The sequence below is a fragment of the Actinomycetota bacterium genome (assembly GCA_035536535.1).
Lineage (GTDB): Bacteria > Actinomycetota > JAICYB01 > JAICYB01 > JAICYB01 > DATLNZ01.
Genome location: DATLNZ010000119.1, coordinates 1 through 9407 on the forward strand (window position 1 = coordinate 1; position 9407 = coordinate 9407).

Consider the following 9407-nt stretch of genomic DNA (forward strand, 5'->3'; position numbering starts at 1 on the left):
CCCCGGCGGGTCCGCGTACGGCTGCAGGGAGCCGGACCCGATGTCGTAGTGCAGAACCCTGTACGGCGTGACGTGGTCGGTGTAGCCGATCCAGACCTCGTTCCCGCCGTCCGGGCGCCCGGTCGCGCCGGCCGACCCGGGCCCGGGCAGAGTCACCTGGCTGACGGACTCGCCGCTGTCCTTGTCGTGGACGGTCATCTCGCTGATCGCGTGACGAGTCCGCGTGGCGACGATGTGGTCGTCGGTGATGACGATGCCCGACAGGACGGCGTCGGACTCGGGCAGCAATTCGCGCCAGTGCTCTGGTTGCGGGCGCTCGGGATCGGCGACGAGGAGCTTTCCGCGCGACGCATCCCGGTCGGTGTAGACGTACATCCTGCCGTCGAACGCCACCCACGACGAGGTCTGCGCGTCTACGTCCTTTTGGAGCGTGACGAACGAGCCGTCGCCGTGGAGGTCCGCCATGTACAGGTCGTTGCGGGGGGCCGTCCCGAGCGACACGCTGACCGACAGCCACCGGCCGTCCAGGGACGTGAGGAATCCGTAGTAGGCGGTCTTCTCGCCGTCGTGGCCGAACACGATCTCGTCGTTTGACGCGTCGGTCCCGATCGTGTGCCGGTACACCCGCCGGTGGAACTGCTCCTCTCCCTTCGGGACCTCGTCCGGCGGCAGGCGCCGGGCGTAGAAGAAAGTCTCACCGCCCGGCAGCCACGCGACCGACGAGTAGCGCACCCGGTCGATAGGGCCGTCGATGATCTCGCCGTCGTCGACGCGCATCACGCGCAGGCTGCTCTCCTCGTCGCCCCCCTGCGAAAGCTGGTAGGCGAGAAGCGTCCCCTCCTTGGACGGCGACCACGCGTCGAGCGTGATCGTGTTGTCGTCGGACAGCGCGCTGGGGTCGATCAGGACACGCTCGGTCCCGTCCGGCTCCCGGACGACCAGGACGGCGTGCTCCTGATCCGGCTCCCGGCGCATGAAAAATGCCCTGCCGCCGGCAAAGCCAGGGGGCCCGATGACCCCGGGAAGCAGCTCCCGCAGCCTCTCGCCCAACCGCTCCCGTCCGGGAAGGGAGTCAAGGTGCCTCCGGCACAAGTCGTCCTGCGCCTCGCTCCAGCCTTGCGACTCCGGAGAGCCCGGGTCCTCGAGCCACCGGTACGGGTCGTGGACCCGGTGACCGTGCAGCTCGTCGTGGACGTCCTGGCGTGGCGCGGGGGGGTAATCCATAGGAAAGGAGACTATCGCGGGGGCCGGGGGCCGCCGCGGCCGGTTCCCTTGCCGTTTCCCCCAGCGCGGCCCCCGCTACGATCCCCACCGTGGACGACCTCGTCATCGACGCCATCCGCGAGGGCCTCTCCGGCACCAGGTTCTCGACCGTTGAGGTCCACGAGTCGGTGGACTCCACTCAGGCGGTGCTGGTTCGCGAGGGCGGCGCCGACGGGCGGGTTCTGGTGGCGGACCACCAGACGCAGGGGCGCGGGAGGTCGGGGCGAGCGTGGGCCTCGCCGCCGGGGACGTCCCTTCTGTTCTCTGCGCTTCTAGTGGGTGTCGAGCCGGCCTTTGCGCCGCTGGTTTCGCTCCAGGCGGGGCTGTCGGTGGCGCTGGCGATCGAGCGCCTCGGCCCCCGTCCGCAGCTGAAGTGGCCGAACGACGTCCTCATCGGTGGCCGCAAGGTGTGCGGCGTCCTGGGGGAGCTGGCGGGGGGCCTTGTCGTTGTGGGCGTCGGCTTGAACGTCAGCCAGTCGCGCGCGCAGCTGCCCGAGGGAGTGGACGCGACCAGCCTTGCGCTGGAGCTGGAGGGGTTCGGGGGGCCCCCGGGGTTCGGGGGGTCCCCGCCCAAGGCCCTGCGCCGCGACCGACTCCTGGTGGACGTCCTCCGCCAGCTGGACCGCACTCTCGCGGCCCCCGATTGGCTGGACGACTACCGCTCCCGCTGCGCGACCATCGGGAGCCGCGTTCGGATCCAGGTGCCAGGGGATGTCGTCGAAGGTGTGGCGGAGGCCGTCGCCTCCGACGGGGCCCTGGTCGTCGACGGCCGCCCGCTTTACGCAGGCGACGTCATTCACCTCCGTGCGGCTGGGGGCTGAGGGGTCGCGCTGATCCAAGCCACTGCTCGGATCGCCTGATGGTCTGCGTGCTCATCTTCAGGGGGCCGATTGCAAGAGGGGTGCCGTCCGGGCGCCTGAAGGTGAGCTTGCTGTCCGGGCCCCCTTCCAGCCTCCACCCGCCCTCGTGCATCAGCCGGTGGTGCTGTCCGCACAAAAGCACCAGGTTGTCAAGATCCGTGGGTCCGCTCCGGGACCACGGGACGATGTGGTGGGAGTCCACCCACCTGTTGCGCCCGCAGGCCGGAAACCGGCATCCGATATCTCGTTTTCGCACCTGCCGGTGAAGCCAGGGAGGGATCTTGCGGTTCACCCGTCCGATCCCGATCGCGCTCCCGTCTTGCGAGTAGCACACGAACTGCAGCCGGCAGTCGCACGCCAGCCGCTCCAAAGTTTCCGTGGCTATAGCCGGGCCCCCCTGGATGCCGGCGGGGGAGTCCAGAAGGCTCCCGCTGGGCTCCATCCCAACCGGAAGGCTCCCACTGGGCTTGTCCCCGTTCATCGCGGGATCACCAACCGTTGCGCCCTCTCCGTCTGCGCTGACGCGCTCCTCACAGGTCGGGTGGTGCACGGTGTCTCCCCGGGTCGAGGCTGTGGCGTCCACGTGTACCACCACGCAGGCCCGGTCTGCGTCGCTTGCGCCGGACAGGTCCTGTGACGCCAGCTGCACCAGTGCATCGGCGCAGCGGGCCTCGTACAGGGGCCGGGTAGAGGATTGATTCGGGGGCTCGTCGGCACTCGCGTCGTCAGCAGCAGGGCCGCTGGGGGCCGCATCGGCTAGGCGCTCGATGGCCTTTTCGACCACTGCGCCTTCGGCGTCGGGCAGCCGGCCCCAGAACCGGAAGACCCTGCCGTCCAGGTCCCAGCGCATCTTCAGGCTGCGCTTTTCGTAGGAGTCGTTTGACTCCTCCACGGTGACCCGCTTGGCCGCCCTGGCCAGCGCGGCCACCTCGGCCTCGCTCATGCCAAGCGCCCGAGCGCAAAGCCCAGAGTCGGTGGCTGGGGTGGCGAAAAGGGTCAGCTGGCGGACCTGCTCGAATGAAAGCTGTCCTGCGCGGAAGGCCTCTGCGATGGCCGGCAGGTCCGGCAGCGCGTGCGCCACTCGCGTCAGCTCCCGCGCCGTTCTTGCCGACACCCCCAGGCGCAGCGCCAGCCACTCGGCCATGGACCCCACTCCGTCTGACCTCCACGCCTGGCTGTGGTCGTGGGCGGCGATCATGTCCAGCTGGCAGGCGGTGGCGCAGTTGACCAGTGCCTGTACTTGCGCGATCGCCTCGCCGGCGTCCACGGCCGAGCCGGTCTCGTCAGCCGAACCCGCGTCCCCTGAAACCGTTGTCTCGTCCATCACCGTTCCTTGCATCTACTGATACGATCATATGTTCTGATAGTGACATCCACCGGAGTGGCGGACAGCCGCGGATGTAGGATCGACCAGAGCGCGGAGGGGGCCGGTGCGGACGCAGGAAGCTGCCACCACTCAGGGTCTGAGGACGCCTCACTGGCGCGTCCGATTCGCTTACCGCGTGTGGTGGGGGCGCGTCCCGGACGAGTACCGGGAATGGGTGGAGCGGGACCTGGCCTCCCCGGCGTGGGGAGTGCGAATGCTGTGGGGGCGGGTCGGGATGATGCTGATGGCATTCTTCGCGGTCCTCGCGCTGACCATGGCCGCAGGGGCCTGGTCTGCTCGCGGGGTTCTCGGCTTCGTGGGGGGTTGGGCAATCGGGCTCGTCGTCGCGATACCCGCCTTCGCGCGTGAAGCCGAGAGAACCCACGCTCGGGTCGCTGGATATCAAAGAAGCGAGATCAGCCGTGAGCAACTCATGATGGGCTGGCCCGGATTGGCAACCGCAATGACGTGGACGGCCGCCGGCGCCGTCGCCGCCGGTGCCGTCGCTTTCGCGCTGTACCTGGTCTTCCGCGGGTGAGCCAGCTCGAGAGGGTGCCGGTGCCCGCGACGGGCGTCGACCAAGAGCCGGAACGGACAGCGGCGATGGGGTCGGTCGAGGTCCCCCCGCTCTGGATGAGGTTCAGGTATCGCTGGTGCACCCACTGGAACATCAGGTCGCAGGTGCTCCCGCCTCGTTATCGCGCCTGGGTCGAACGCGACCTTGCATCCCCGGTGTGGGCCCTGCGGCAGTGGGCAGTCGGGATGGCCGGGTTGTACGGACTCCTGCTCCTTGCCGGGCTCCCTGGATTTCTGATCGGGAGTGGGCGTGTCTCGGACCTAACCGCCTCCTTTCCGTGGTTTCCGGCGGTCATCTTCCTCTGGACCTATCACGCGCACGGGGAGCAGAAACGGGACAGGGCTCTCCGGATACAGCTTGGGGAGCAAAAGCCTCCGCAGGCGCTGCCGGGGCGGTGGGGGGCCCTTTTTTGGGTCGGCGTCGGCGGGGCGGTGGCCGCTCTGGTGCTCGCTGGGATCTACGGCCTCTGGCTCTGACTCCGTAGCCCCCGACCCCCGCTACCATTGCCCCCGATGGCGCCCGTGCTGCACACGTCCCACGACCCCCGCTCGGAGCAGTCGCGCGCCAACCACGTCGCGATCCAGGCACTTGTCGAAGACCTGCGAGAAGAAGTCACCACGGCCGCAGTCGGGGGCACCGAGAAGGCACGCGAGCGGCACGTGTCACGAGGCAAGCTCCTTCCGCGGGAGCGGGTGGAGCGGCTCCTGGACCCGGCGACCCCCTTTCTCGAGCTGTCCCCCCTCGCCGCCCATGGCCTTTACGACGGACAGGCCCCCGGGGCGGGGATCATCACCGGCATCGGGCGCGTGTCGGGGGTCGAGTGCGTGATCGTGTGCAACGACCCGACCGTCAAGGGCGGAACCTATTTCCCCCTCACGGTGAAAAAGCATCTGCGCGCGCAGCAGGTGGCGCTGGAGAACAACCTGCCCTGCGTGTACCTGGTCGACTCGGGAGGCGCGTTCCTGCCCATGCAGGACGAAGTCTTCCCGGACCGCGAACACTTCGGACGCATCTTCTACAACCAGGCGACGATGTCCGCGCGGCGGATCCCGCAGATCGCGTGCGTCATGGGGATGTGCACCGCCGGCGGTGCCTACGTTCCGGCCATGTCCGACGAGTCGGTGATCGTCAAGGGACGCGGCACCATCTATCTCGGCGGCCCCCCTCTGGTGAAGGCGGCCACCGGCGAGGAGGTCACCGAGGAAGAGCTCGGGGGAGCGGACGTCCACGCGCGGGTGTCGGGGGTGGTGGACCACTACGCGCTGGACGACGTCCACGCGCTGGAGATCGTCCGGGACATCGTCTCCGGCCTCAACAGAAGCAAACAGCTGCCCCCGGGGATGCAGGTGTCCGAGGAGCCGAAGTACGACCCGGCGGAGATCTACTCGATCGTGCCGACCGACTCCCGTGTGCCGTACGACGTCCGGGAGGTCATCGCGCGCGTCGTCGACGGCTCCCGGTTCCAGGAGTTCAAGGCGCTGTACGGGACGACGCTCGTCTGCGGGTTCGCCCACATCCACGGCTTTCCCGTGGGGATCGTCGCCAACAACGGGATCCTGTTCTCGGAATCGGCCCTGAAGGGCGCTCACTTCATCGAGCTGTGCGACCAGCGCCGGATCCCGCTGGTGTTTCTGCAGAACATCACCGGGTTCATGGTCGGACGTGAGTACGAGTCCGGGGGGATCGCCAAGGACGGCGCGAAGATGGTCACCGCAGTGTCCTGTGCCGTCGTCCCGAAGTTCACCGTGATCATCGGCGGCAGCTTTGGAGCCGGGAACTACGCGATGAACGGACGCGCCTACGAGCCGCGCCTGCTCTGGATGTGGCCCAACGCCCGCATCTCGGTGATGGGTGGCGAGCAGGCGGCCACGGTGCTGGCGATCGTCCGGGGCGACTTCGACTCCCCGGAGGCCGAGGAGGCGTTCAAGGCCCCCATCCGCGACCAGTACGAACTGCAGGGACACCCCTACTACTCGACCGCCCGGCTATGGGACGACGGGGTCATCGACCCACTCGACACCCGCACCGTCCTGGCGCTGGGGATTTCCGCCTCCTACAACGCGTCCATACCGGAGCCCCGGTACGGCGTGTTCCGGATGTGAGCCCCGACACCGCCGCCTACGAGGCGGCTCTGGACAAGGTCGTGGACTCGATGCATGCCGAGTTCGGACAGGACCTGCTCGGCCTCCTTCTGGCCGGGTCGTTCGCCTACGGGACGCCCGCCGCCACCAGCGACCTCGACGTGTTCGTCATCACAAAGCAGCCGTGGAGGCAGAAGCGGCTCACCGTCGTCGACGACGTGGAGGTCGAGCTGTTCGTGAACCCACCGCACAAGATCCGCGAAGAGTTCGGACGAGGGCGGATCTCCTCGACGGTGGATATGTTCTCACGGGGCCGAGTCCTGTTCGACGCGGACGGGGTGATGTCCGAGCTCGTGTCGGAGGCGCAGTCGGTCCGGCGCGTGCCGCCCGCGCAGCCGCACGGCGACCGCATCTTCCGTCTCCGTTACTTCATCACCGACCTGCTCAAGGATGCGCAGGACGTGGTCGAGGCCGGAGACGATGCGGGGGCCGAGATCGTCATGGCGCACTGCCTGTACGAGGCGCTGACGGTGCGGTACGAGCGGGCCGGCAGGCGCATGCCGAAGCACAAGTACGTGATGCAGGACCTGTCCGAGTGGGAGCCGGCCCTGGCGCGCCGCGCCGGGGAGCTTTTGGTGTCCGAGGCCCCCATCCGCAACCGGTTCCGCGCTCTGGGCGTGATCGTGGACGAGGTCCTGGCCCCCATCGGCGGACGGTTGGTTTCCGGAGAGACGGAGCGGGAGCCGGCGCCCGAGCCCCAGGGTCCGTCCCGACTGGACTCGGTGGTGATCGACTGCGCGCACCCCGCGTCGCTGGCCCGCTTCTGGGCAGCCGCGCTCGGGTACACGGTCGCCCCCTACGACGACGAGGAGATCGAACGGCTGCGGGCCATGGGGGTCGAGGACGTCGAGGACGACCCGGGCGTCCTGCTGCTGCCGCCGGGCGACGGTCCCCGCGTGTTCTGCGTGAAGGTCCCGGAACCCAAGGAAGGCAAGAACCGCGTCCACATCGACGTCAAGGTCGATGGCGCGCAGGACGTGGACCGTCTCGTCTCACTGGGGGCCCGGGTGCTGGAGCCGCCCGGCGGGGACAGGGACTGGACTGTCATGGCCGACCCCGAGGGCAACGAGTTCTGCGCCCTGCCGTCTTCGGGGGCCTGAGGCCGTCGGTCCCTAACGCCGGCCTGTCATCGACCGCCCGCTAACCTGCGTGCGCGGTGGCCGCACTCTCGGGCTCCCGCACCGCGCGAGGTAGTGGCCTTTCGTGCACGACCAGCGTCTTGGCGATCCGGTCGAAGCCCCTCTGGTGGTTCGGGCCCGGCACCGCCATCAACCAGTCGATGATCTGCAGGCCTCCCGAAAACACCAGTGGGAGCCGGCGGACAACAGCCTGACCCAACGAGATCGAAGTGCCGTCCTCGGACAGCACTCGCAGCTTGAGGATGGACTTGCCGGGGGTGCGGCCCAGCCGCCACTCCATCAGGGTGAGGCCGGCCACGAACCAGGCCGCGGCGAACGCGACCGTGGCGACCAGCCAGGGATCGCTGCGGAAGCAGTCCCACGAGTCGAGGCATCCGAACCTGCTGGAGACGGCGCCCTTGATGTTGTGAGCCCACAGGCTGTAGAGCAGCGTGGGTGCCGCGGAGACGAGCAGGTCGATGACGTAGCCGCAGGCGCGGAGCCCCCAGTGCGCTGGGCGCAGCGGCAGCCCCGAGACCATCGACCTCGCGGCCTCCCGTGGTGGCCCCAGCCTCTGGAGTGCTCCGGTGAGGCGTCCGGCGGCGTCCGCCTCCGTCAGGTGCGCTCCCAGCTCGGCCCCCAGCTCGCGCCGGTGGCGGGGGAGCCCGATCCAGCGCTCGAACTGGCTTCGGTAGTCGCCGATGGTCTGTTCGCCGGTCATCTCTTTCCTCCGTCCAAAAGGCGGCTCATGCCGCCCACGAGCCTGTCCCACTCCGTGCGCAGTGACGAGAGCCGCGCCTTGCCGTCCTTGGTGATCGCGTAGTACTTGCGGGGCGCGTTTCGTCCCTGGGCTTCCCAGGACGCCGACACGAAGCCGGAGTCCTCGAGCCGGTGCAGGATCGGGTACACCGTCCCCTCCTTCACCTCCGGCGTGCCGCCGGTGATCTCATTGAGGGTCGACAGCAGGTCGTAGCCGTAGGTGGGGGCTCGCGACAGCAGAGCCAGGATCGCCAGCTCCACGGTCCCTCTGGCGAGCTCCCTGCGCGCCGCCTCGTCCTGCGCCGGAGCGATCACGACTGCTCCTCCTACGGCTAGCCAAGTACCTTATGTGACACGGTACCATGCGCGGCCTGCAAGTCAAGACCCGAGGTCGGAGCTGGCGGCGTCCCTCATAGGATTGCCCCCATGACCAAACTGCTCGTCGCCAACCGGGGGGAGATAGCAGTCCGGATCTTCCGGACCGCTCGACGGATGGATCTGGGCTGTGTCGCCGTCTACTCCGACGCGGACGTCGACTCCCCGTTCGTCCTCTACGCCGACGAGTCGGTCCGGATCGGTCCGGCTCCCGCGTCGGAGTCGTACCTCCGAGCCGACCGCATCATCGAAGCGGCGCTGGAGACGGGAGCGACCCTCGTCCATCCCGGCTACGGGTTCCTCGCCGAGAGCGGCGCCTTCGCGGGTGCCTGCCGCGACGCGGGGCTGACCTTTGTCGGCCCCCCTGGGGAGGTGCTCGAGGTGATGGGGGACAAGGCCCGCGCCAAGGAACTCGCGGTGAGCGCGGGGGTGCCGGTCCTGGCCGGGTACGCGGGGGCCGACCAGTCCGACGAGGCGTTCGCGAAGGCCGCGAGCGAAATCGGGTATCCGGTGCTGGCGAAGGCGGCGGCCGGCGGGGGCGGCAAGGGTATGAGCGTCATCGCCGACGAGGCGTCCCTGCCGGAGGCGCTTGCCTCCGCGCGCCGCGTCGCGACGGCGGCCTTCGGCGACGGGCGGTTGATCCTGGAGCGGTACGTCCCGGACCCCCGGCACGTGGAGGTCCAGGTCATGGCGGACGGCCACGGCAACGTGATCCACCTTGGCGAGCGTGACTGCTCGCTGCAGCGCCGTCACCAGAAGGTGCTGGAGGAGTCGCCGTCCCCGGCAGTGGACGACCACCTCCGCGCCCAGCTGTGCGCTGCGGCCGTCGACCTGGCGAGAGCGGCGGGCTACGTCAACGCAGGGACGTGCGAGTTCCTCGTCGGCGCCGACGGGGGCTTCGGGTTCATCGAGATGAACGCGCGGCTTCAGGTCGAGCACCCGGTGACG

At 69.1% G+C, this 9407-nt stretch carries 10 protein-coding genes; 6 read left to right on the top strand and 4 right to left on the bottom strand.

The features are described 5' to 3' along the window. On the bottom strand, positions 1 to 1224 hold a 1224-nt coding region (locus VNE62_08100; protein ID HVE92246.1), incomplete at its 3' end, for a S9 family peptidase. 89 nt (positions 1225 to 1313) lie between these two features. Here VNE62_08100 and VNE62_08105 point away from each other — a divergent pair. Next, positions 1314 to 2084: a biotin--[acetyl-CoA-carboxylase] ligase gene (locus VNE62_08105; protein HVE92247.1), complete on the top strand. Its 771-nt coding sequence runs from the start codon at positions 1314 to 1316 to the stop codon at positions 2082 to 2084. Here VNE62_08105 and VNE62_08110 read toward each other — a convergent pair. Next, the gene (locus VNE62_08110) at positions 2056 to 3447 is read right to left on the bottom strand and encodes a DUF222 domain-containing protein (protein ID HVE92248.1); all 1392 of its coding nucleotides are present in this window, start codon (positions 3445 to 3447) and stop codon (positions 2056 to 2058) included. The genes VNE62_08105 and VNE62_08110 overlap by 29 nt on opposite strands. A 106-nt stretch (positions 3448 to 3553) precedes the next feature. On the opposite strand from VNE62_08110, the gene VNE62_08115 reads away from it, so the two are divergent. From VNE62_08115 to VNE62_08130, 4 genes are read left to right on the top strand one after another with little or no spacing between them, the layout of a single operon-like run. Beyond that, complete coding sequence (locus VNE62_08115; GenBank protein ID HVE92249.1) at positions 3554 to 4027, top strand: hypothetical protein; 474 nt, start codon at positions 3554 to 3556, stop codon at positions 4025 to 4027. Then, positions 4024 to 4542, top strand: coding sequence for a hypothetical protein (locus tag VNE62_08120; protein HVE92250.1), 519 nt, complete (start codon positions 4024 to 4026; stop codon positions 4540 to 4542). Before VNE62_08115 ends, VNE62_08120 begins: the two co-directional genes overlap by 4 nt. A gap of 36 nt (positions 4543 to 4578) precedes the next feature. Further along, the gene (locus tag VNE62_08125) at positions 4579 to 6168 is read left to right on the top strand and encodes a carboxyl transferase domain-containing protein (GenBank protein ID HVE92251.1); all 1590 of its coding nucleotides are present in this window, start codon (positions 4579 to 4581) and stop codon (positions 6166 to 6168) included. Beyond that, entirely contained in the window at positions 6165 to 7307 is a 1143-nt protein-coding gene (locus VNE62_08130; GenBank protein ID HVE92252.1) for a VOC family protein, read from the top strand. Before VNE62_08125 ends, VNE62_08130 begins: the two co-directional genes overlap by 4 nt. Positions 7308 to 7347: 40 nt before the next feature. Here VNE62_08130 and VNE62_08135 read toward each other — a convergent pair whose 3' ends face one another. Continuing rightward, a complete protein-coding gene (locus VNE62_08135) occupies positions 7348 to 8046 on the bottom strand; it encodes an RDD family protein (GenBank protein HVE92253.1) in 699 nt (232 codons plus the stop codon). Further along, positions 8043 to 8399 carry a PadR family transcriptional regulator gene (locus VNE62_08140; GenBank protein ID HVE92254.1) on the bottom strand — a complete coding sequence of 119 codons (357 nt, stop codon included), beginning with the start codon at positions 8397 to 8399 and terminating at the stop codon, positions 8043 to 8045. The genes VNE62_08135 and VNE62_08140 overlap by 4 nt, the downstream gene beginning before the upstream one ends. A gap of 111 nt (positions 8400 to 8510) precedes the next feature. On the opposite strand from VNE62_08140, the gene VNE62_08145 reads away from it, so the two are divergent. Beyond that, positions 8511 to 9407 (top strand): biotin carboxylase N-terminal domain-containing protein (locus tag VNE62_08145; protein ID HVE92255.1); only part of this gene is annotated, 897 nt, incomplete at its 3' end.